Source organism: Chordicoccus furentiruminis (assembly GCF_019355395.1).
GTDB classification, from domain to species: domain Bacteria; phylum Bacillota; class Clostridia; order Lachnospirales; family Lachnospiraceae; genus Chordicoccus; species Chordicoccus furentiruminis.
Genome location: NZ_CP048829.1, coordinates 967,431 through 989,988, shown reverse-complemented (window position 1 = coordinate 989,988; position 22,558 = coordinate 967,431). Strand labels below are relative to the sequence as shown.

The window sequence follows — 22,558 nt, the reverse complement described above, 5'->3', positions numbered from 1 at the left end:
TCCGATGGTATAATGGCGGCATGAAAAGCAAAGCCAATTCGAAACATGAAGACGGAAAATTCAGAAAAAGACGGCCGCGAAAGAAGAGAGGCGTGATCCGCAGCGTGCTGCGGGGCTTCCTTTTTGCGGTCCTTTTTCTGCTTGTGATCGGAGGGGCAGCGGCGGCCGGCGTCATCAGCGGGTGGATTTCCAGCGCGCCTGACGTGGATTCGATCAGCATCTCCCCCAGCGGATATGCAACCTACATCTATGACGCGGACGGACGCCAGATGCAGAAGCTGACGACCTCGGATTCCAACCGGACCGCGGTTTCGCTCAGTCAGGTGCCGGTCTCTCTTCAGCACGCGGTGGTCGCGATCGAGGACGAGCGGTTCTATCAGCACGGAGGGATCGATATCCGCGGCATCCTGCGGGCGGCGGTGCAGGGCGTCCGAAACGGCTTCCATTTCTCAGAGGGTGCGAGCACGATCACGCAGCAGCTGATCAAGAACAATGTCTTCACGGACTGGACCGGCGAGACGACGATGCTGGAGAAGCTCAAGCGCAAGGTGCAGGAGCAGTATCTCGCGGTGAAGCTTGAGAAAAAGCTGAAGAACAAGGACCTGATTCTCGAGAATTACCTCAATACGATCAACCTCGGAGCCGGAACCTACGGCGTGGAGGCCGCGTCGAGAAAGTATTTCAACAAGGATGTGTCGGCTCTCAGCCTCTCCGAGGCGACCGTGATCGCAGGCATCACGCAGAATCCGGCGAAGTACAATCCGATCAGGCACCCAGAGGCCAACGCGGAGCGGCGGAAGCGCGTGCTCACGAAGATGGCGGAGCAGGGCTACATCAAGCAGACCGAGATGAACGAATGCCTTGCTGACGACGTTTATCAGGAAATTGCGGACGCGCAGGAAGCCGCCCGGACGACGGAGAACACGGTATACTCGTGGTTCGTCGACGCGCTGACCGGCCAGGTGGTGAAGGATCTTGAGGAGAGGGGCGGCTATTCCGAGACGCAGGCCTACCAGCTTCTGTATTCGGGCGGCCTCCGGATCTATACGACGCAGGACCAGTCCCTTCAGGCGATCTGCGACGAGGAGTACGCCGCCATGACGGAATTCGCGGAAGGGTCGGAGTCGTCTCTCGTCCTGATGGATCAGTCCACCGGAGCCGTGAAGGCGATCGTAGGAGGCAGCGGGAAAAAGACCGCGTCGCTGACGCTGAACCGGGCGGTCAGCGTGAAACGTCAGCCCGGCTCGACCTTCAAGATCCTCTCGACCTACGCGCCCGCGATCGACAGCGGCAAGCGGACGATCGGCTCGTACGAGTGTGATGAGCCGTATGCGTATGCGGACGGCACAGAGGTACATGACGCGGAGGAGGGCTATCTGGGCTGGATTCCGCTCCGGCAGGCCATCGTGCATTCCGTCAACGTGGTCGCCGTCAAAGTGCTGACCGCGATCACGCCGAAGGCAGGACTCGAGATGCTGGAGAAATTCGGATTTACGACGCTCGACGAGAAGAAGGACGCGGGCCAGGCGCTGGCACTGGGAGGCATCACCAATGGTGTGACGAACCTGGAGCTGACTGCGGCCTATGCGGCGATCGCAGACGGAGGCGTGTACATGCCGCCGGCCTTCTACACGAAGATCACGGACATGAACGGGAACACGGTCATCGACAATTCGTCGCCGGAAAAGACGCAGGTCATCAGCCGGGAGACGGCGTGGATCCTGACGGACGCGATGAAGGGCGTCGTCTCCGACGGAACCGGTACGGACTTGCAACTCGACAGCGCGATGGCTGTCGCCGGTAAGACCGGAACGACATCCAGTTACCGCGACCTCTGGTTTGTCGGCTATACGCCCTACTATACGATGGGCATCTGGTACGGCTATGATGACAACACGGTGATCCCGGAGGGGGAGCAGAGCCGGATCGCCCACAAGCTCCTCTGGAAGCGGATCATGGACCGGATCGCGGCGGACGAGACGGTCCGGGATTTCGAGAAGCCGGAAACGGTCCGCCGGATGAAGCTGTGCGGGCTTTCCAACATGCTGCCGTCCGAGACCTGCCAGTACATCAGCGACGACTATGTGGCGGACCGCTATGTGCCAACGGAGATCTGCAATGTGGACGGGGACGGACTCTTAAGCGAAGGACAGGACGAGCCCCGGACGCTGACGCCGGAAGGAAATCCGACATCGGCGCCCGAGAAAGCCGTGACCTCCGCGCCGACACCGGCGGTCACCGTGGTGACGCCGACGGAGAATCCGGACGCGCCGGTCCTGCATCCGGATGAGGACTCGGCCAGGCCATCCGCCGATTCAGACAGCTCCGCGCCGGCTTCCGAACCGGCCGGAACCCCTCCGCCGGCGGAATCCGGCGATTCGGGGACACCGGATTCACAGCCGGACGACGGGGACAGTACGCAGGCTGTTGGCTGAACGGACGGATGAAAAATGGCGAAAAGAAACGGAGACGACTCAGGTCGTCTCCGTTCCTTTCGGGTTGGACATATTCTCCTGTACCCGGCGGTACAGCTCCTGCGCGGCATTGTAGCCCATCTTCTTCTGGCGGTGGTTGACCGCGGCGGTTTCGACAATGACGGCAAGATTGCGGCCCGGCCGGATCGGAATCGAGTGGCAGACCACCTTGTTGCCGAGAAACTCAGTGTATTCCTCCTGAAGGCCGAGACGGTCGTACTCGCGGTCGCGGCTCCAGTCCTCCAGCTTGATGACGAGGTCGATGGACTGCGTATCCTTCACGTGCTCGACGCCGTAGAGCGTCTTCACGTCGATGATGCCGATGCCCCGCAGCTCGATGAAGTGCCGCGTGAGGTTCGGCGCGGAGCCGACCAGCGTGACGTCGGAGACCTTGCGGATGACGACGACGTCGTCGCTCACGAGACGGTGTCCGCGGCGGACCAGCTCAAGAGCGGCCTCGCTCTTCCCGATTCCGCTCTCGCCCATGATGAGGACGCCCTCGCCGTAGACGTCCACCAGCACGCCGTGGACGGAGATGCTGGGAGCCAGCTCCACGCCCAGCCAGCGGATGATCTCCGCCATAAAGGAGCTGGTCGTGCGTTCCGTCACCAGCGTCGGCACGCCGTATTTCCGGGAGATCGACAGCATGTCCTCCGATGGCTCGGTCAGCGTCGTGAAGATGACGCAGGGAATCCCGCTCGAGATGAAACGGTCGTAAATCCGTTCCCGCTCGGCGTCGGGCAGCTGCATGATATAGGAATATTCCACGTACCCGATGATCTGAACCCGTTCTTTCACGAAGTGGTCGTAATAGCCGGTCAGCTGAAGAGCCGGCCGGTTGATGTCCGGCGTCGTGAGCTGAATCTGCTTCATGTCGATCTCGGGCGTGAGATTCTGGAGCTTCAGCGCGTCCGCCAGTTTCTGAAGACTGACTACGGTTTTCATTTCCGCCTCCGATCAGGCCTTCTCCGGCTCCGGATAATCCGTTCCGAAGGTCTCCACTGTGACCGTCTTCATGACCTGATCTGCCTTCGGACGGTCGTTCCAGTCCGTTTCCGTCTCCGCGATCCGGTTGACGACGTCCATTCCGTCCGTCACCTTGCCGAAGGCGGCGTACTGTCCGTCGAGATGGGGCGCGTCCGCGTGCATGATGAAGAACTGGCTGCCGGCGGAGTCAGGGTCCATCGCACGGGCCATCGAGAGCACACCCGCGGTGTGGCGGAGCCCGTTGTCGAAGCCGTTGGTGCTGAATTCGCCGCGGATCTCATAGCCCGGACCGCCCATGCCGGTTCCGGTGGGATCGCCGCCCTGGATCATGAACCCCGGAATCACTCTGTGAAAGATCAGTCCGTCGTAGAATCCTTTTTTTACCAGAGAGATGAAGTTGCGGACCGTATTCGGAGCAGTGTCCGGGTAAAGCTCAGCCCGGATCACGCCGCCGTCCGCCATCGTGATCGTGACAACTGGATTGTCCATAGTACGAATCTCCTTATCATATGCGGTGTGAAATGCAGATGTGAGACCGTCTCCGCGCCGGAAACGCGGGAGGCGGGGCTGAAGCGGCCGCAAAGGCGCGTTTCTGCTTCTTTTCAGTATCGCACAACATCGGGAAAAACACCACGGCTCCAAGCCGTTTTTTTGTGAAAAGAAGCGGAATTTCGGTGTTTTTTTGAGAGACGCTTCATTGACAGTGCAATGCGCAGCTTTTATAATAGCGGTGACTCTTTGCTTTGGTGAAGTGCCGGACAGGCCGACGGATGCGGTCTGTGGTCCGGCATTTTCTTATTCTGGCAGCTGTTCAGGGAAGGAGCCCGGAGAGTGAACGGATCCGGCGGCCCGCGGCGCGCATTTTGGGCGGGGAGCCATCAGAAATCTGAACGTTAGAAAGGAACAGTATGGCAAAGTATATTGTAAAGCGGGTGATTCTCGCAATCGTATCCATCCTGGTGATCTGCATGATCACATTCTTCGCCATGAACGCTGTACCGGGCGGACCGTTCAACTCGGAAAAAGCGTTGTCGCCGGCGACCAAGAAGGCTCTGGAGGCAAGGTACAATCTCGACAAGCCGGTGCCTGAGCAGTTCATCATCTACATGAAGGGCATCCTGCACGGAGATTTCGGCGTCTCACTGAAAACCGGGCGCGACATCTCGACGACGATCCGCAACTGCTTCGGCGTCTCCGCCACCATCGGCGGGCTGGCCGCTCTGTTCGCCGTCATCATCGGTATCATTCTGGGAGCGCTGGCCGCACTGTTCCGAAACCGCTGGCCGGATCGGGTGATCATCTTCTTCACCACCCTCTTCACGGCCATGCCGTCCTTCGTCTTCGCGACTTTCCTGCTGATGATCTTCTGCATCCAGCTGAAGGTGCTGCCGGTCTGGGACGCCAGCAGCCGCTCCCTGATTCTTCCCGTCATCTCGCTGGCGGCCTATCCGACCGCCTACATCACGCGACTGACCAAGACGAGCATGCTGGACGTGCTGGGGCAGGACTACATCCGCACCGCCCGCGCCAAGGGCGTACCCACTGTCAGAGTGATCTTCAAGCATGCCCTCCGGAACGCGCTGATTCCTGTGATCACATATGTCGGACCGATGCTGGCCAGCATTCTGACAGGATCGCTGGTCGTCGAGAACATCTTCACCATCGGCGGACTCGGACAGCAGTTCGTCCAGTCGATCTCGAACCGTGACTATCCGATGATCATGGCGACGACGATCTTTCTGGCGGTGATCATGATCGTGATGAACCTTCTCAGCGATATCCTTTACAAGGTCGTCGACCCGAGAATCACTCTGGACTAAGGAGGACGAAAAGCAGTATGGAAATGCCAAAGAAGAACCCGCTGAGTCTTCAGATCGATCTCAGCAAATTCGAGAAGGCGACGGATGAGGAGAAGCAGCAGGCCGACGTCATGAGCAGGTCCACGACCTTCTTCAGAGACGGAATGCGGAAGCTGATGCGGAACCCGCTGGCGGTGGCCTCCATCGTCGTGCTGGCTCTGATCATTGCGACGATCGTCGTTGCCCCGGCTGTCGTCCCCTACAGCTACTCGGAGATCATCCGCGTAGACGGGAAGCGCGACCGCGGCGCCAAGAACCTCGGCCCCTTCGAGTATTCGGAGAATGAACAGAAGTATATGGAAAAGACGGGAAAGAAGCTCTTTCCTCACATCATGGGAACCGATTCGCTGAGCCGCGACTATTTTATCCGCGTTGTCTACGGGACGAGAATTTCTCTGTTCGTCGGTGTCTTCGCGGCGATCCTCGTGCTCATCATCGGCGTGGTCTACGGATCCATATCAGGGTACGCCGGAGGGCGGGTGGACCTCATCATGATGCGGATTGTTGACGTGATCTACTCGCTGCCGGACATGCTGATCATCATCCTCCTCTCGGTGGTGCTCAACGAGACGCTGACGAACAGCAAGAACAAGCTGGTCCAGTCTCTTGGATCCAACATGATCTCGATCTTCATCGTCTTCGGCCTCCTGTACTGGGTCAGCATGGCCCGGCTGGTCCGCGGCGAGATCCTCACCATCAAGAACAACGAGTACATCCTCGCGGCGAAGGCGGTCGGCGCGAGCTCGGGCCGGATCATCCGGAAGCACATCATCCCGAACTGCGTCAGCGTCATCATCATTACGACGGCGCTGCAGGTGCCGTCGGCGATTTTCACCGAATCCTTCCTTTCCTTCGTTGGCATGGGCGTCAAGGCCCCGATGCCGTCGCTGGGCTCGCTGGCCAACGCGGCCCGGCAGGGACTGCAGAGCTACCCGATGCAGCTGGTGTTCCCGGCTGTCACCATCATCCTGATCGTGCTGGCGTTCAACCTGCTGGGCGACGGTCTGAGAGACGCATTTGATCCGAAACTGAGGAGGTAAGCAAGATGGCAGACGCAAGGACTGCGAATGATGAGAAAACGCCGATTCTGGAGGTACGGAACCTCCACACCTCCTTCACGACGGACAAGGGTGAGGTGAGGGCGGTCAACGGCGTGAATTTCAAGCTGTTCCCCGGCACGACGCTGGGAATCGTGGGCGAGTCCGGCTCCGGCAAATCCGTCACGGCCTACTCGATCATGCGGATTCTGGAGCAGAACGGACACATCACTGAGGGCCAGGTTCTCTACCGGGGCGAGGACATCACGAAATACAGCGAGAAGCAGATGGCGGATTTCCGCGGCAAGAAATGCTCCATGATCTTCCAGGATCCCATGACCTCGCTGAATCCGGTGTACACAGTGGGAAACCAGATCCGCGAGGCGATCCTGACGCATAAGCAGGTATCCCGCGAGGCGGCGTATCAGAAATCACTGGAGATGCTGAAGCTGGTAGGCATCAACGACGCGGAGAGACGGATCCGTCAGTATCCTCACGAATTATCCGGCGGTATGCGGCAGCGCGTGATGATCGCGATGGCGCTGGTCTCGGAACCGGATATCCTGATCGCGGACGAGCCGACCACGGCGCTCGACGTGACGATTCAGGCGCAGATTCTGGAACTGATGCAGGATCTGCAGAAGAAACTGAAGATGGCGATCATCATCGTGACCCACGATCTGGGCGTCATCGCCCAGATGGCGGATGAGATCGTGGTCATGTACGGCGGCCGGATCTGCGAGAGAGGTACGGCGGACGACATTTTCTACCGGCCCTGCCACGAGTACACCAAGGGTCTGCTCCGCTCCATTCCCCGCGTGGACAACATGAAGGAGAAGCTGGTGCCGATCGGAGGCAACCCGATCAACCTGCTCAACATGCCGAAGGGCTGCGCGTTCTGCGCGCGCTGCGATGAGGCGATGAAGATCTGTCTCACGGACGTTCCGCCGGAACTCCGGATGCCGGACGGCCATTTCGCGTCCTGCTGGGTGAACGTCAGGAATCACAATTATATGGAGGTGCCGGAGCGATGAGCGACGTAAAAGAAGGAACGAGCGAGTATCTCGTCGAGGTCGAGGACCTGAAGGAATACTTCCCGATTCACACCGGCTTCGGCAAGACCACGATGCTGAAGGCCGTGGACGGCGTCAGCTTCCGGATCCGTCCGGGCGAGACGCTGGGCCTCGTGGGCGAGTCCGGCTGCGGCAAGACGACGGTCGGCCGGACGCTGCTGCATCTCTACAAGCCGACCGGCGGAACCATCCGCTTCAACGGCGCGGAGGTCACGGAGAAGAACATGCACGACTACCGCCGTCAGATGCAGATGGTGTTTCAGGACCCGTACTCCTCGCTGGACCCCCGCATGACGGTGGAGGATATCATCGGGGAGCCGCTGGACGTTCATCATCTGTACCAGACGAAGGCGGAGCGCCGGGAGAAGATTCTGAACCTGATGGAGCTGGTCGGCCTCAATGCCGAGCACGCGACGCGCTATGTGCATGAGTTCTCCGGCGGACAGCGGCAGCGGATCGGCATCGCCCGGGCGCTGGCCGTGAATCCGAAATTCATCGTCTGCGACGAGCCGGTTTCGGCGCTGGACGTCTCGATTCAGGCCCAGGTCGTCAATATGTTCGAGGAGCTGCAGGAGAAGCTGGGCGTGGCGTATCTTTTCATCGCCCACGACCTGCTGGTGGTCCATCATATCTCCGACCGGATCGCGGTCATGTACCTCGGCCGGATCGTGGAGATGGCGGACGCCGATGAACTGAACGAAAATCCGATCCACCCGTACACCCTGTCCCTGCTCTCCGCGGTGCCGATCCCGGATCCGGAGACCGCGAGGAATCAGAAGCGGATTATTCTGGAGGGCGACGTACCGTCTCCGCTCCGGATGCCTTCCGGCTGCGCGTTCCGCACGCGCTGCAAGTACGCGACGGAGCAGTGCGCCCGGGAGACGCCGGCGCTCACGGACCGGGGCGGCGGTCATATGGTTGCCTGCTTCAACCGCTGACGGCGGTCCGCCGCCTTTTTGTGACGGAATTGTGAACCATCCATAGACGGAGGCGGCGAATTGATGCTATAATTGGCACCGTACACGAACAGGACATGATTCCTGGGAAAATAAGGAGGACAAAGTATGAAGAATCGAGTACTGTCATTCTGCCTTGCCGGCATCACAGCGGTCGGCATGCTGGGCTCCACCGTCGTGATGGCGGATTCAGCGGTTGAGTCGGCTGCGGCCACGGAGTCGGCTGAATCGGCTCTGCCGGGCGACGTGACGGACCTCTATCCGACACCTCACGGCGTGACCTACAAGGGCGCGGGCTACAATTCGGCGGCGCCGGACTGGTCGGAGTACGACGAGCTGATCAAGAAGATCAAATCCAACATCCCGACGGATGAGCGTGTGAAGCTGATGCATCAGGCAGAGGATATCCTGATGGGCACCGGCGCGGTCATCCCGATCTATTACTACAACGATCTTTATCTGCAGAAGACCGACGTGGACGGCATCTATTCCAACCTCTTCGGCTTCAAGTATTTCCGCAACGCGACGGCTCCGCGCGACGTCCTGAAGATCAATCTGGCGTCCGAGCCGGCGAAGCTGGATCCGGCGCTGAATACGACGGTTGACGGCGCGTGCATGGTCGTCAACATGTTCAGCGGCCTGTATTCCTATGACAAGGACGGCAACCTCGTTCCGGAGTGCGCGGACGACGACAACCCGTATGAAGTCTCCGACGACGGCCTCACCTACACCTTCCATCTGAAGAAAGACCTGAAGTGGTCGGATGGCAGCGCCCTGACGGCGAAGGACTTCGAGTACGCCTGGAAGCGGGCGGCTGATCCGAAGACCGGCGCGGACTACTCCTATCTCTTCACGGATACCTTCGCGACGGACAGCGACGGCGCGATCGACGTCAAGGCGACGGACGACACGACGCTGACCGCGAAGCTGCTTGCGCCGTGCGCGTACTTCCTTGATCTGGCTGCGTTCCCGGCCTTCTATCCGGTCCCGCAGGCGGCGGTCGAGGCGGCTGACAAGGACGGCTCCAACCCGGGCGCGTGGGCGACGGAAGCCGGCTACATCACCAACGGTGCCTACACGATGACCTCCTGGGATCACAACCAGTCCATCGTTCTCAAGAAGAACGACAACTGGTTCAAGGCGGATGAGGTCAAGATTCCGGAGCTTGATTTCATGCTGAGCGCAGACGACACCGCGATCTACGCGGCGTACCAGTCCGGCGACCTTGACTTCGCGGATACGGTTCCGACCAACGAGATCGCGTCCATCAAGGACAACGACGACTTCCATGTCGTGGACAACCTCGGCACCTATTATGCGTGCTTCAACGTAAACAGCCCGATCTTCGAGGGCAAGACCGTCGATCAGGCCAACGCGATGCGCAAGGCGATCTCTCTGCTGATTGACCGCCAGTACATCATCGAGAACATCGGCCAGACCGAGCAGAAGGTGGCGACCTCCTTCATTCCGGTCGGTATGGCGGACGGCAACGGCGGCACCTTCAAGGAGAACTCCGACGCCTACACCTATCCGGTGAAGGACGCGACGGGTTACTATCCGGAGACCACTGGCACCGATGACGACGCCAACGTCGAGGCGGCACAGGCGCTGCTCGAGTACGCCGGCTACAAGTTCACGGACGACGGCATGCTCTCCGATGAGACGCCGCTCAACCTCACCTATCTGACCAACAGCGGCACGGGTCACGAGGCAATCGCCCAGGCGATCCAGAGCGACCTCTCCGTGGTGGGCATCAATGTCGAGATCGACACCGAGGAGTGGAACGTCTTCGTCGACGAGAGAAAGGCCGGCAACTTCGACTTCGCCCGTGAGGGATGGCTCGCCGACTACAACGACCCGATCAACATGCTGGAGATGTTCGCATCGAATTCCGGCAACGACGATCCGCAGTTCGGCAAGAGCGCGGAAGCTGCTTCCGCCGCTGCATCCGTGGCTGAATAAGGAACATGCAGCTGACTGCGGTCACGTAAGGGGGGCGCCTTCGGGCGCCTCCTTTTTTTCGGCATTTTGCGGCCTTTCTGGAAATGCTTCAGGACGGCGATGCGAAAAGATAATATATCTTGACTTTATTCCAGGGTCAATCACTTTTTCTGTGTGCTTGATGGTTACTGGTTACGTACGCCACCCTTGACTGAACCTGTCAGAAACGCTGCGGCTTAAGTGCCGACGGTGAAGAACTCAAGAACAGCCTGCCTTCTTCACCATATCGGCTGCTCAGTATAGCGTTTCTGCCAGAACCCGCCAAGGGCAGGCCCTGCTTCGCAGGGTGGCTGTTTCTATGCCTCAGGCTCAGGAGCCTAAGAACAGCCTGCTTATAACACTTTGCACCTTTACACTTGAATAAAAGAAGGATCATCCTGTAAGGTTGTACGTATCATCCTGGCAAGATGAGATACCACAATCCAAAGGAGACCCTTCATCATGCAGTATATCCGACCTGAGGCTGACGGACAACTCACATTTGCAGAATCAACAGATTTTTTGATGATTCCGTGCTGCCTGTATGGCTTCCATAATACGGAGACTACCGTTCATGAAGCGGTATCCGGCAGAAAAGTCTTCTGCTACCACGGTACGCTGGATGTCCCTCCGGAAGAAACGGTCTGTCCGGAGTGCGGCGCGAGGATGCATGTGAACCAGCATCCGGAGATCACTCTGCGGCATCTTTGCATCGGCGGGAATCTCTCCAGTGTTGTGTTTCCGCATAACCAGTTTCGGTGTCCGGAATGCGGCGGGACACATTCCCAGTTCATCTCTTTTAAAGCGGATGGGCACCGGATCACGGAAGAACTGTACCAGTACACCCGGGATCTTTTGGCTCATGGAACATATACACTCAAGCAGGTTTCCGAGATCACCGGCCTTGGGAAAAACGTTGTCAAGGCAATCGATAAAAAGCGCCTGCAGGATGCGTATACGATTGACGGCAAAAAGCTGCGTAAGCCGGAACATAAGGCAAAGTTTCTTGGTATCGATGAGTTCAAGCTGCATAACGGGCACCGCTACGCTACGCACATCATCGACATGGAGCGCGGCCACGTCCTCTGGATCGGCCACGGCAAGAAGAAGCAGGTCGTCTACGACTTCATTGACCATGTCGGGATGGAGTGGATGGAAAGCGTAGAAGCTGTCGCCTGCGACATGAATTCCGATTTCCAGGAGGCCTTCGAGGAGCGCTGCGAATGGATCCAGCCGGTATTCGACTACTTCCACATCGTCAAAAACTTCAATGATAAGGTGGTCAGCGAAGTCCGGCGCGATGAGCAGAGACGGCTCACTGAAGAAGGAAACCTCGAAGCAGCCAGGGCACTCAAGCGCACCCGCTATATCCTTACGTCCAGCCGCTCGACCCTTCAGCGGAAGGATCAGGAAGCATCTGAGGGCAAAGTGTTGTCAAAGGGCGGCGGTCTCTTCAATAAGGAAGAGGTCATCCGGAAGTCCGGATATGAGGCAAAGTATGACGCGCTCCTTGCGGAAAACGAGCTCCTGTTCACGCTGGATCTCATCAAGGAGAAACTCAGCGAGGCGTACCGGCAGACCAGTGAAGTAGTCATGGCGGAGATGATGACTGAGACCATAGATATCTGCTTCGCCACAGGGAACAGACATCTGCGGTGGTTCGGCCGCCTGATTGAAAACCACTTTGAAGGTATCATTGCCCATGCGACTTACCGGATCTCAGCCGGAAAGATCGAAGGACTGAACAACAAGATCAAAACACTCAGGCGGCAGGGCTATGGCTATCCAGATGACGAATACTTCTTCCTGAAGATCTTCGACATCAGCCGTCGGGACTATGACCGGAACCCTGCATCACACAGAAAATGTGACTGAGCCTTATTCCACACGATTTTATAATGAACTGGTAGAACTTCATATGGAGTAAGGCGCAGTGCCTTTCGCCGCTCCGAACGGTGACGGCGGAAGGAGAATAGAGAAGCATGTGAAAGTCATGCACGGTACCGCCGCTGTGTGTATCTGAACCGGTTCGGGATGAAAATCAGCCATTGGGGGATTCCTGAGAAGGCAGAACGGGTTCGCTCAAGGATACAAGTCAGAAGACCTGCTGCGACTGATCGGGAACTCATAAGCTGCGGCGTCATCCGCGATGCCGGACGCCGCAAGCGGCGCGGAGAGCACGGCGGACGGCGGCGCCTTTCCGTTTACGCTCACGACGAAGGACGATCAGGTCGTCACTTTTACGCATGTGCCGGAGCGGGTTCTCAGCACGAACCCGAACACGGGCGAGGAGCTGATGGCCCTCGGACTCGGGGACAAGATCATCGGCACCTGCTACAACAACGCCGAGGTCGCGGAGCCGTACAGGAAAGAGTACGAGGCGTTCCCGGTCATCGCGGACGAGTATCCCTCGCTGGAGGTGGTGCTGAATCTGAAGCCGGATTTCATCTATGGCAGAAGCTCGGCCTTCTCGGACAAGGACACGGCGATCGCGACCCATGACAAGCTCAGCGAGCTCAGCATTATGTCTCTTTCCTCCATCGAAGGCTACAAACTCGGGGCGGATGTGGAGGATGTCTATCAGGACTTCTACAATCTCGGTCGGATCTTTCAGGTGGAAGACAAGGCCGACGAGGTCGTGGACGGGCTGAAGGCGAAGATCGCCGATATTGAGGACAAAGTGAAGGACAAGGATCAGGTGAAGGTCTTTAACTTTGACTGCGATATGGACGGCGGCGCCTATACGCCGGGCAACAATTTCACGTCCAAGCTGATCCGTCATGCGGGCGGCGTCAACGTGTTCGAGAATCTGCCAGAGACATGGAACACCGTCAGCTGGGAAGAGGTGGTCGCCCAGAATCCGGACGTCATCGTCATCAACGATTACGGGGACACCACAGCGCAGGAGAAGATCGACAGCCTGAACAGCAACGCGGCGCTTTCCGGCGTCACCGCAGTCAAGAACCAGAACTATGTAGTCGTCACCCTTCCCGAGGTCTTCGCCAGCTCCCGTGTGGCGGACACGATCGAGAAATTCGCCAAGGCGTTCCATCCGGACTGCTTCGGGAGTCAGGCGGGTTGATATGCTGCAGTCTGTTCGGTCGTTTTTTCGGAAGCATACGCTGTCAGGATGCCTCATCCTGGCAGCGCTTCTGATTCTCTCCGTGGTGTGCGCGGTGGGAATCGGACCGGTTTTCATTCCCTTCCGCACCGTATGGAGGGTGATCCTGAACCGGCAGTTCGGTCTCGGCGAGATCGCGGACATCGACGAGAATACCCGGAACATTATCTGGACCCTGCGCACGCCCAGAGTGCTGGAGGATGCGCTGATCGGCATGAGTCTGACGCTTTCCGGCATCTCGATGCAGGCCTTTACCCGGAATCCGCTGGCGAGCCCCTACGTCCTCGGGATTTCCTCCGGCTCCTATCTGGGGGCGGTGGTCGCGATGACAACCTCCGTGTTCTCGGTCTTAGGCAGTTACCGGACGGAGGCGGGAGCCTTCTGCGGAGCGATGTTCTCCATCATCACCGTGTACCTGATGGCGAAGACCGGGACGGATGTGGCCCCGATCCGGCTTGTGCTCGTGGGGATGGCGGCGTCCGCGCTGTTCTCGGCGGTGGGCAACTACATCGTTTACGTAAACCCGGACGAGACGAAGGTGAGAAACGCCTCCTTCTGGATGCTGGGGAGCCTCGCCAGCGCGGAATGGGAGGATCTGATTCCACCCGCTGTGGTGCTGCCGCCGGCCTTCATCTGTCTCATGACGCTCACAAGGAGTATGAACGCCATGATGATGGGAGAGAGCAGCGCGGTCACGCTGGGCATGAACACGAACCGTGACCGGAACCTCATCATCTTCGTCAGCGCGGTGCTGACGGGAACCGCCGTCGCGGTGGCCGGGTGCATCGGCTTCATCGGGCTGATCATACCGCATATTGTCCGCTCAATCGTCGGGGCGGACCACCGGAAGGTCCTTCCGCTGTCCGTGCTGGTCGGCGGTATGTTCCTGATCTGGTCGGACGTGGCAGCCAGGATGGTACACGCGCCCAGCGAAATTCCGATCGGCATCATCACGGCGATGATCGGCGCGCCCTTCTTTCTGTGGATGGTCCGTTCGAGCAAATACACATTTGGCAGCTGAGATGGAAAAAGAAAAATTACCGGCCATAAGGGCCGAGCATCTGCATTATTCGATCAGGGGAACGGAGATTCTTCACGACATCTCCATGAAGGTGGACGACAGAGAATTCGTCGGCGTCATCGGCCCGAACGGGAGCGGCAAATCGACGCTGCTCAAGAACATTTACAAAATGCTGAAGCCGGATTCGGGTCATATCTTTCTGGAGGGAGAACGGCTGGATCATATGGGCAACCGCCGGATGGCCCGCCGGATGGCGGTCGTCGCCCAGGAGAACCACGCGGATTTTGACTTTACCGTCCATGAAGTGATCGAAATGGGACGATATCCGGTCAAAAAACTGACGGAAACACTGGACGAAACGGACGAGGCAGCGGTCCGGAGAGCGCTGGACATGGTCGGTCTCGGCAGCCTTGAGGAGCGCAGTTTTCTCTCATTGTCGGGCGGCGAGAAGCAGCGGGTGCTGATCGCGCGGGCCTTTGCCCAGGAAACGCCGCTGATCGTGCTGGACGAGCCGACCAATCATCTGGATATCGGAAGCCAGATCCAGATCCTCTCCATTCTGAAGCGTTCCGGCAAAACTGTCCTGATGGCCCTCCATGACCTGAGTCTGGCGGCGAAATACTGCACGCGGATCTATGTTATGGCCGGAGGCCGGGTAGCCGCGGAGGGACAGCCCTCCGAGCTGATCAGCGGCGAGCTGGTGGGGAAGCTGTACGGACTGAAGGCGGATGTGTTCACTCATAACGGGAGCTTGTTCATCGATTACCGGTGAGAACCGGCTCTGACGAAGCGATACAGCCTGTCCGACGCGCGGAGGCGTGTCCGGGCAGGCTCTGTTTATTCTTTGAGCAAAGGTTTCACAAGTGACAATCTCTGACAGTTGACCGCGATTTTCCAGCTTACTATAATGAAAATATGGCGTGGCTGCGGCCGGTCCCCGCGCGGGGCGGCCCGGAGCGGACGAAAATCGGATGAATCATGAAGGAGGGTAATGATGTATCAGGATGAGTACAGACGCTGGCTTCAGGCGGATCTTGCCGACTGCGATCTACATAATGAGCTGAGACAGATCGAGGGCGATGAGGAGGCGATCCGCGACCGGTTCGCGGTCTCCCTGCAGTTCGGAACCGCGGGACTCCGGGGCACGCTGGGTGCGGGGACGAACCGCATGAACATCTGGGTCGTCCGTCAGGCAACGCAGGGAGTGGCCGACTGGGTCAGGACGCAGGGCGGAACCCAGACGGTGGCAATCAGCTACGACAGCCGTCTCAAGGGCTGGACCTTCGCCCGGGACGCGGCGGGCGTGCTGGCAGCCAACGGCATTCACGTCCGGATCTATGACGAGCTGATGCCGGTGCCGGCGCTCAGCTTCGCGACACGCTACTATCACTGCAACGCAGGTATCATGGTCACCGCCTCCCACAATCCGGCGAAGTACAACGGCTACAAGGCTTACGGGCCGGACGGATGCCAGATGACGGATGACGCGGCGTCTGTGGTGTACAACGCGATCCAGAAGACGGATGTGCTGACCGGCGCGAAGTACATGACCTTCGCCGAAGGCGTGGAGAAAGGCCTGATCCGCTTCGTGGGAGATGACTGCAAGGAGGCGCTCTACGCGGCGATCGAGTCACGTCAGGTCCGACCGGGGCTGGCGAAGACCGCGGGTCTGAAGCTGGTCTACTCCCCGCTGAACGGGACGGGACTTGCGCCGGTTACCCACGTTCTGCGCGACATCGGCATCACCGACGTGACCATCGTGCCGGAGCAGGAGTACCCCAATGGCTATTTCACCACCTGTCCGTACCCGAATCCGGAGATCTTCCAGGCTCTCGAGAAGGGGCTGGAGCTGGCGGCGAAGACCGGCGCGGACCTGATGCTGGCCACTGATCCGGACGCGGACCGCGTCGGCATCGCGATGCGCTGCCCGGACGGAACGTACGAGCTGGTCACAGGCAATGAGATGGGCGTGCTGCTTATGGACTACATCTGCGCGGGGCGGATCGAGAAGGGCACGATGCCGGCCCATCCGGTGGCGGTGAAATCCATCGTCTCGACACCGCTGGCGGACAAGGTGGCGGCTCATTACGGCGTGGAGCTGCGTCACACGCTGACCGGATTCAAGTGGATCGGAGACCAGATCGCCCGTCTCGAGGCGGACGGGGAGGAAGATCGCTTCATCTTCGGCTTCGAGGAGAGCTACGGTTATCTTGCAGGCACGTATGTGCGGGACAAGGACGCGGTGGTCGCGTCGATGCTGATCTGCGAGATGGCGGCCTACTACCGGAGCATCGGCTCCTCCATCAAGCAGAGGCTGGAGGAGATCTACAGCCAGTACGGACGCTATCTCAATCAGGTGGACAGCTTCGAGTTCCCTGGGCTCAGCGGCATGGACCGGATGACGGGCATCATGGAGAAGCTCCGCAGGAATCCGCCCGAGGAGATCGGCGGCCGGAAGGTCGTAAAGGCGACGGACTACGAGAAGCCGGAGGAGACGGGACTTCCGAAGGCCAACGTCCTGATCTACACGCTGGAGGGCAATGAGACGGTGGTCATCCGTCCGTCCGGCACAGAGCCGAAGATCAAGGCCTACTACACGACGCTCGGCCGGGACAAAGAGGAGGCTCAGGCGGAGAAAGACCGGCTTGCGGCCGCGCTCAAGCCTCTGTTCTGAAGCGGCCGGCGGGCCGCCCAAGCCGCGAACAGGATGCGCGGCGTAACCGGAAACGCCGCTCCCGGGCCGCGCGGGGCGGAAGTATATTTCTTGACATACCCGGTGATTCGGGGTATAAATGAGTAGTCTCAAATCGGGGGAAGGTCCCCAGTTATTTAGACATCAGATCGCAAGATCGAAATTCAGGAGGATGATTTATGAATAAGGTTGAATTAGCTGCCGCCATCGCGTCCGAGACGGGACTGTCCAGAAAGGATTCCGAGGCAGCCGTCAAGGCGTTTATCGACGTTGTCACAAAGGAGCTTGAGAAGGGCGAGAAGGTGCAGCTGGTCGGCTTTGGAACGTTTGAGGTCGCTGAGAGGGCAGCCCGTGAAGGCAGAAACCCGGCTACCGGCGAGTCCATGCAGATCGAAGCATCCAGAGCGCCGAAGTTCAAGGCAGGCAAGGCTCTGAAGGATGCCATCAATCAGTGATCACAGTTCTGTGGCATACAATCAGCCCCCTGACGCTTTTGCGCCAGGGGGCTTCGCTGTAAGGGAGAGGAGACGAAGCATGAGGCTCGACAAATACCTGAAGGTATCGCGTCTGATCAAACGGCGGACGGTGGCCAATGAGGCCTGCGACGCCGGGCGGGTCAGCGTCAACGACAGACCCGCGAAAGCATCGGCTGAGGTCAAGGCCGGGGATACCATCGAGATCCGGTTCGGCGAGAAGACGGTCCGGGTCCGGGTGACGCAGGTTCTCGATACGACGAAGAAGGAGCATGCACCCGATATGTACGAGTATATCTGAGGCGGACGGCGAAAGATGGCGCGTCCGCTGTGACGGGGCGCGGGCGTTGCACGCAGGGGATCTGCGGAAGACACCTTGTAATAGGAAGATATTATAGCGGATATGAAACAGAATCGGAGGAAATGCGAATGGCGGGGCAGTCGGGACGGAGAAGAGGCGGAGGAAGAAAGACGCGAAGGCGTCGGGCACCGTCGGAGAACAGGCTGGCGATGCTGGCGATTCTGACGGTCGTCTGCCTGCTTTTCATCGTGCTGCTGGTCGAAGGCGTCCGGCTGCAGAAAAAAATCGACGCGGGACGGGAGAGACATGCCGCTCTGAGCAGCGCGATGGCCAGTGAGAAGGAACGGACGAAGAGCATCGAGTCCTACCGGGCTTATCTGTCGACAGACGAGTACGCGGAGCAGGCTGCGAAGGACCGACTGGGTCTTGTCGAGAGCGGCGAGCTCGTTCTGAGACAGGCGGAGTCATGAGAAAGACAGAAGAAAAGGTTGATGAACTGATCAGGGAAACCGGCATGCTGGCCGACGGGGATCGGGTGATCGCGGGCGTTTCCGGAGGCGCGGATTCGGTTTTCCTATTTTATACCCTTCTGCGGCTCGCGCCGAAGCTCCATCTGCGTCTGTCGGTGCTGCACGTCCATCACGGAATCCGCGGCGCAGAGGCGGATCGGGACGCCGGCTTTGTGCGCGCGCTCTGCGCCGCACACGGCGTCCCCTTCCGTCTCGCGCGCCGCGACGTGCCCGCGGAGGCGAAGGCGCAGGGACTCACGCTCGAGGAGGCAGGCCGCAGAGCCCGCTATGAGCTGCTGTTCGGGGAGGCCATCCGCGCCGCGGGCGCCGGAGCTCCGGACTGCCCGGATCGGGAGAAGCCTGATGCCGGGACCGCCCCGGCCTGTCCGGAACCCGGCGCGGCATCCTCCGGTTCATCCCTGGCCGGGAGCGTTCCGGAGGACCGGTGCGTGTGCGGGAGCGGATCCGCGGAACTGCCCGTTCCGCTCGGCCGCGTGCGGATTGCGCTCGCCCATCAGATGAACGATGCCGCCGAGAACGTCCTGCTCCAGATGGCACGCGGGTGCGGTCCGGCCGGGATCGGGTCGCTGCGCCCGGTCCGGTCGTTCTCCGGCGAAAGGCCGGAGCTGCTCGTGATCCGCCCTCTGCTGTGTCTGACGAGAGAGGAGATCGTGAGCGCGCTGCAGGCGGAAGGCCGGAGATGGTGCGAGGACTCCACCAACGGAGAGAAAGAGGCGGTCCGCAACCGGATCCGTCTTGATATCCTGCCTCTGCTTTCGTCCGAGGTCAACGCCCAGGCTGTCCGTCATCTGGCCGGCGCGGCGGAGGCGGCGGCGGAAGCGGCCGATTTCGTCCGCGCCTCCGCCGCCGCCCGCGCGGACCGGTATCTGGAAGAGAAACCGGAAGGACTTCTGGTCCGCGCGGCTTTTACCTGCGAGATGCCGGCGGTGCGGGCCGAGCTTCTCCGGACCGCGCTGGCACGGGTGACGCCGGGCGGAGAGGCAAAAGACATCGGACGCGCGCATCTTGAAGGCATGGCCGCGCTGATGCGGAAGCAAAACGGCGCGCGGATGGACCTGCCGCGCACCGTGCGGGCCGTCCGGGTGCAGGAGGGCCTGCTGCTGACCGCGGGGACGAAGGACGGAGGCCGGCACGGCGCTGCGTCGTACCTTTCGCGGCCGCTTTCGGACGCGGTCTGTGAAGGCGCAGGCATCACGCTGCCGCTTCCGGCGGAGCACGGCGCGGTGACCCGCCTCCGTGCCGGCGGCCTCGTTCTGACGGCTGCTCTGACGGAGGCGCCGCCCGCGCCGGTCCCCGAAATGCAGTATACGAAATGGATCGATTATGATAAAATAAATGGGCATTTAACGGTGCGAACCCGCCGTCCCGGCGACTTTCTGACGGTGGGAGACGGGATGAGGAAAAGCCTTTCGGACTATTTTACGAACGAGAAGGTGCCGCGGGCGGTGAGGGACCGGATCCTTCTGATCGCCGACGGCAGCGAGATCGTCTGGGTGATCGGATGGCGGATCGGATACCGTTACCGGATCGGTCCGTCTGCCGGGCGGGCATTGAAAGTGGAAGCTGCGGAGGAGCGGAATGAGCGAGGGGACTTATCATATCGAACAGATGATATCCAGTGAGGAAGTGGATCGGAGAGCCGCGGAGCTCGGGCGCCGGATCAGCGAGGACTATCGCGGCCGGGTGATTCACATGATCTGCGTGCTGAAGGGCGGCGTGTATTTTATGACGAAGCTGTCCAGCTGCATCAGCGAGGATGTGCCGGTCACGCTGGACTTCATGTCGGTATCCAGTTACGGGGACGAGCTGAAATCCACCGGCGTTGTCCGGATTCTCAAGGATCTTGACCAGCCGCTTGCCGGACGGGACGTGCTGGTGGTTGAGGATATCATCGATTCCGGACGGACCCTTCACTATTTGCTCGGCATGCTGAGAGCAAGAAACCCGAGAAGCCTGAAGCTCTGCACGCTTCTGGACAAGCCGGAGCGGCGGGAGATGGAAGTGAAGGTCGATTACACGGGCTTTGAGATCGAGGACCGGTTCGTCGTCGGATGCGGCATGGATTTCGAGCAGAAATACCGGAACCTGCCGTATATCGGCGTCGTGGAATTCGACTGACAAGAGGGGTTGAAAAGCGTTGCAGCAGCAGAAACCGTACAGAATGATTTTGTTTTATGTGCTGGTCGCCGTGCTGGCGATCAGTATGTATTCGGCTCTGAGCAGCCGGAACAGGGAAGTCTCGGGGTATACGTATGCCGATCTGGTATCCGACCTCAAGTCAAAGGACGTCTCCACGGTGGTGATCAGCCCGAACGCCGAGGTGCCGACCGGTGAAGTCCGCGTGACGAAGACGTCGGGAGATACCTATTCGTTCAACGACACGGACGTCAATGCCATTGAGGAAGATCTGAATCAGAACCATCCCGAGGTGATGGTGATCGTCGAGGCGGTGAAGACCGAGAGCCTGTTCATGACGACCATCCTTCCGGTGCTCCTGATCGCCGTGTTCCTGTTCGTGCTCATGCTGATGATGAACCGTTCGTCGATGAGCGGCGGCGGCACTCAGATGATGAACTTCGGGAAGAGCCGGGCTCAGATGTCCGACGGCAAGAGCAGCGGCGTCACCTTCCGTGATGTGGCGGGACTTGAGGAGGAAAAGCAGGACCTCGAGGAGATCGTCGATTTTCTGAAGCATCCCGATAAATACACCCGGGTGGGCGCGCGGATTCCGAAGGGCGTCATTCTCGTGGGGCCTCCCGGGACAGGCAAAACGCTGATCGCGAAGGCGGTGGCCGGCGAGGCCGGCGTGCCCTTCTTCTCAATCTCCGGATCGGACTTCGTGGAGATGTTTGTCGGCGTCGGCGCGTCCCGCGTCCGTGACCTTTTCGAGGACGCGAAAAAGCATCATCCCTGCATTGTCTTCATCGATGAGATCGACGCGGTCGCCCGCCGCAGAGGTGCGGGACTGGGCGGCGGCCACGATGAGCGGGAGCAGACGCTGAACCAGCTTCTGGTGGAGATGGACGGTTTCGGTGTCAACGAAGGCATTATCGTGATGGCGGCCACGAACCGGGTGGACATCCTTGATCCGGCGATCCTCCGTCCGGGCCGGTTTGACCGGAAGGTCGCGGTCGGTATGCCGGACGTGCGCGGCCGGGAGGAAATTCTCAAAGTGCACGCGGTGGGAAAACCGCTGGGAGACGACGTGGATCTGCGTCAGATCGCCCAGACGACGGCCGGATTCTCCGGCGCGGATCTCGAAAACCTGCTCAACGAGGCGGCAATCGGCGCGGCACGCGGCGGACACGCGTTCATCCGGCAGGATGATATCCGTCAGGCCTTCATCAAGGTCGGCATCGGCGCGGAGAAGCGGAGCAAGGTGATCTCGGACAAGGACAAGGAGATCACGGCCTACCATGAGGCGGGCCATGCGATTCTCTTCCATGTGCTGCCGGATGTGGGACCGGTCTATTCCGTCTCCATCATCCCGACCGGGATGGGCGCGGCAGGGTACACCATGCCGCTTCCGGAACGCGACGAGATCTTCAACACCCGCGGAAGGATGCTGGAGGACATCACGGTCTCTCTGGGCGGACGCGTTGCGGAGGAACTGGTGTTCGACGATATCACCACCGGGGCCTCCCAGGATCTCAAGCAGGCGACCGCGACAGCCAAGGCGATGGTGATGAAATACGGCTTTTCGTCGAAGCTGGGGCTCGTCTCCTATGACGATTCGGATGAGGTCTTCATCGGACGGGATTTCGAGAAGACGCGAAGCTACAGCGACACGACAGCCAGCTCCATCGACGAGGAGGTACGGCGCATCATCGACAGCTGCTACGCAGAGGCAAAACGGATCGTGCTTGAGCACAGGGGTGTGCTGGAGAGCGCGGCAAAGCTTCTTCTTGAGAAGGAGAAGATCAGCGGCGCCGAATTTGACGCGCTGTTTGAGGAAGAGCCGGCGCCGCTTCCGGATCAGACAGAGACCGGAGGTCCCGTGACGGCGGCGGAGTAACGGCAGAGGACCGGACGAAACCGCGTCCGCCGGCTGTAT

General features: G+C 59.8%; 19 protein-coding genes and 1 riboswitch. Of the genes, 17 read left to right on the top strand and 2 right to left on the bottom strand.

The features are described 5' to 3' along the window. Window positions 1–20 precede the first annotated feature (20 nt). Window positions 21–2,435, top strand: a complete 2,415-nt coding sequence (locus G4C92_RS04655) for a PBP1A family penicillin-binding protein (protein ID WP_274941425.1) — start codon at window positions 21–23, stop codon at window positions 2,433–2,435. 39 nt (window positions 2,436–2,474) lie between these two features. On the opposite strand, the gene hprK is transcribed toward G4C92_RS04655, so the two are convergent. Both hprK and G4C92_RS04645 read right to left on the bottom strand, forming a co-directional pair. Then, window positions 2,475–3,419 (bottom strand): HPr(Ser) kinase/phosphatase, encoded by a 945-nt coding sequence (hprK, locus tag G4C92_RS04650; RefSeq protein ID WP_274941424.1) that lies wholly within the window; start codon window positions 3,417–3,419, stop codon window positions 2,475–2,477. 12 nt (window positions 3,420–3,431) lie between these two features. Beyond that, window positions 3,432–3,950, bottom strand: a complete 519-nt coding sequence (locus G4C92_RS04645; RefSeq protein ID WP_274941423.1) for a peptidylprolyl isomerase — start codon at window positions 3,948–3,950, stop codon at window positions 3,432–3,434. 419 nt (window positions 3,951–4,369) lie between these two features. On the opposite strand from G4C92_RS04645, the gene G4C92_RS04640 reads away from it, so the two are divergent. From G4C92_RS04640 to ftsH, 16 genes are all read left to right on the top strand, one after another. Then, window positions 4,370–5,281, top strand: coding sequence for an ABC transporter permease (locus G4C92_RS04640; RefSeq protein WP_274941422.1), 912 nt, complete (start codon window positions 4,370–4,372; stop codon window positions 5,279–5,281). 17 nt (window positions 5,282–5,298) lie between these two features. Then, a complete protein-coding gene (locus G4C92_RS04635) occupies window positions 5,299–6,360 on the top strand; it encodes an ABC transporter permease (RefSeq protein WP_274941421.1) in 1,062 nt (353 codons plus the stop codon). A 5-nt stretch (window positions 6,361–6,365) separates the two neighbouring features. Beyond that, window positions 6,366–7,391 carry an ABC transporter ATP-binding protein gene (locus G4C92_RS04630; protein WP_274941420.1) on the top strand — a complete coding sequence of 342 codons (1,026 nt, stop codon included), beginning with the start codon at window positions 6,366–6,368 and terminating at the stop codon, window positions 7,389–7,391. After that, window positions 7,388–8,368: an ABC transporter ATP-binding protein gene (locus G4C92_RS04625; RefSeq protein ID WP_274941419.1), complete on the top strand. Its 981-nt coding sequence runs from the start codon at window positions 7,388–7,390 to the stop codon at window positions 8,366–8,368. Before G4C92_RS04630 ends, G4C92_RS04625 begins: the two co-directional genes overlap by 4 nt. 126 nt (window positions 8,369–8,494) lie before the next feature. Beyond that, window positions 8,495–10,348 carry a peptide ABC transporter substrate-binding protein gene (locus G4C92_RS04620; RefSeq protein WP_274941418.1) on the top strand — a complete coding sequence of 618 codons (1,854 nt, stop codon included), beginning with the start codon at window positions 8,495–8,497 and terminating at the stop codon, window positions 10,346–10,348. Window positions 10,349–10,891: 543 nt separating this feature from the next. Then, window positions 10,892–12,241: an ISL3 family transposase gene (locus tag G4C92_RS04615; protein ID WP_274940130.1), complete on the top strand. Its 1,350-nt coding sequence runs from the start codon at window positions 10,892–10,894 to the stop codon at window positions 12,239–12,241. Window positions 12,242–12,280: 39 nt separating this feature from the next. Beyond that, a riboswitch (cobalamin riboswitch) is annotated at window positions 12,281–12,492 on the top strand. A 23-nt stretch (window positions 12,493–12,515) separates the two neighbouring features. Next, window positions 12,516–13,448: an ABC transporter substrate-binding protein gene (locus G4C92_RS04610; RefSeq protein WP_274941417.1), complete on the top strand. Its 933-nt coding sequence runs from the start codon at window positions 12,516–12,518 to the stop codon at window positions 13,446–13,448. 1 nt (window position 13,449) lies between these two features. Continuing rightward, window positions 13,450–14,508 carry a FecCD family ABC transporter permease gene (locus tag G4C92_RS04605; RefSeq protein ID WP_274941416.1) on the top strand — a complete coding sequence of 353 codons (1,059 nt, stop codon included), beginning with the start codon at window positions 13,450–13,452 and terminating at the stop codon, window positions 14,506–14,508. A 1-nt stretch (window position 14,509) separates the two neighbouring features. Beyond that, window positions 14,510–15,280: an ABC transporter ATP-binding protein gene (locus G4C92_RS04600; protein ID WP_274941415.1), complete on the top strand. Its 771-nt coding sequence runs from the start codon at window positions 14,510–14,512 to the stop codon at window positions 15,278–15,280. A 222-nt stretch (window positions 15,281–15,502) separates the two neighbouring features. Further along, window positions 15,503–17,182, top strand: a complete 1,680-nt coding sequence (locus G4C92_RS04595) for a phospho-sugar mutase (RefSeq protein ID WP_274941414.1) — start codon at window positions 15,503–15,505, stop codon at window positions 17,180–17,182. 197 nt (window positions 17,183–17,379) lie between these two features. After that, window positions 17,380–17,655 carry an HU family DNA-binding protein gene (locus G4C92_RS04590; protein ID WP_274941413.1) on the top strand — a complete coding sequence of 92 codons (276 nt, stop codon included), beginning with the start codon at window positions 17,380–17,382 and terminating at the stop codon, window positions 17,653–17,655. A 79-nt stretch (window positions 17,656–17,734) separates the two neighbouring features. Next, complete coding sequence (locus G4C92_RS04585; protein WP_274941412.1) at window positions 17,735–17,974, top strand: RNA-binding S4 domain-containing protein; 240 nt, start codon at window positions 17,735–17,737, stop codon at window positions 17,972–17,974. A gap of 128 nt (window positions 17,975–18,102) precedes the next feature. Continuing rightward, window positions 18,103–18,444, top strand: a complete 342-nt coding sequence (locus G4C92_RS04580; protein ID WP_274941411.1) for an FtsB family cell division protein — start codon at window positions 18,103–18,105, stop codon at window positions 18,442–18,444. Next, on the top strand, window positions 18,441–20,126 hold the full coding sequence (gene tilS / locus G4C92_RS04575) for a tRNA lysidine(34) synthetase TilS (protein ID WP_274941410.1): 1,686 nt from the start codon (window positions 18,441–18,443) through the stop codon (window positions 20,124–20,126). The genes G4C92_RS04580 and tilS overlap by 4 nt, the downstream gene beginning before the upstream one ends. After that, complete coding sequence (gene hpt, locus G4C92_RS04570) at window positions 20,083–20,622, top strand: hypoxanthine phosphoribosyltransferase (protein ID WP_274941409.1); 540 nt, start codon at window positions 20,083–20,085, stop codon at window positions 20,620–20,622. The genes tilS and hpt overlap by 44 nt, the downstream gene beginning before the upstream one ends. 43 nt (window positions 20,623–20,665) lie before the next feature. Continuing rightward, window positions 20,666–22,519 carry an ATP-dependent zinc metalloprotease FtsH gene (gene ftsH, locus G4C92_RS04565; protein WP_274941408.1) on the top strand — a complete coding sequence of 618 codons (1,854 nt, stop codon included), beginning with the start codon at window positions 20,666–20,668 and terminating at the stop codon, window positions 22,517–22,519. The last annotated feature ends 39 nt before the right edge of the window (window positions 22,520–22,558 follow it).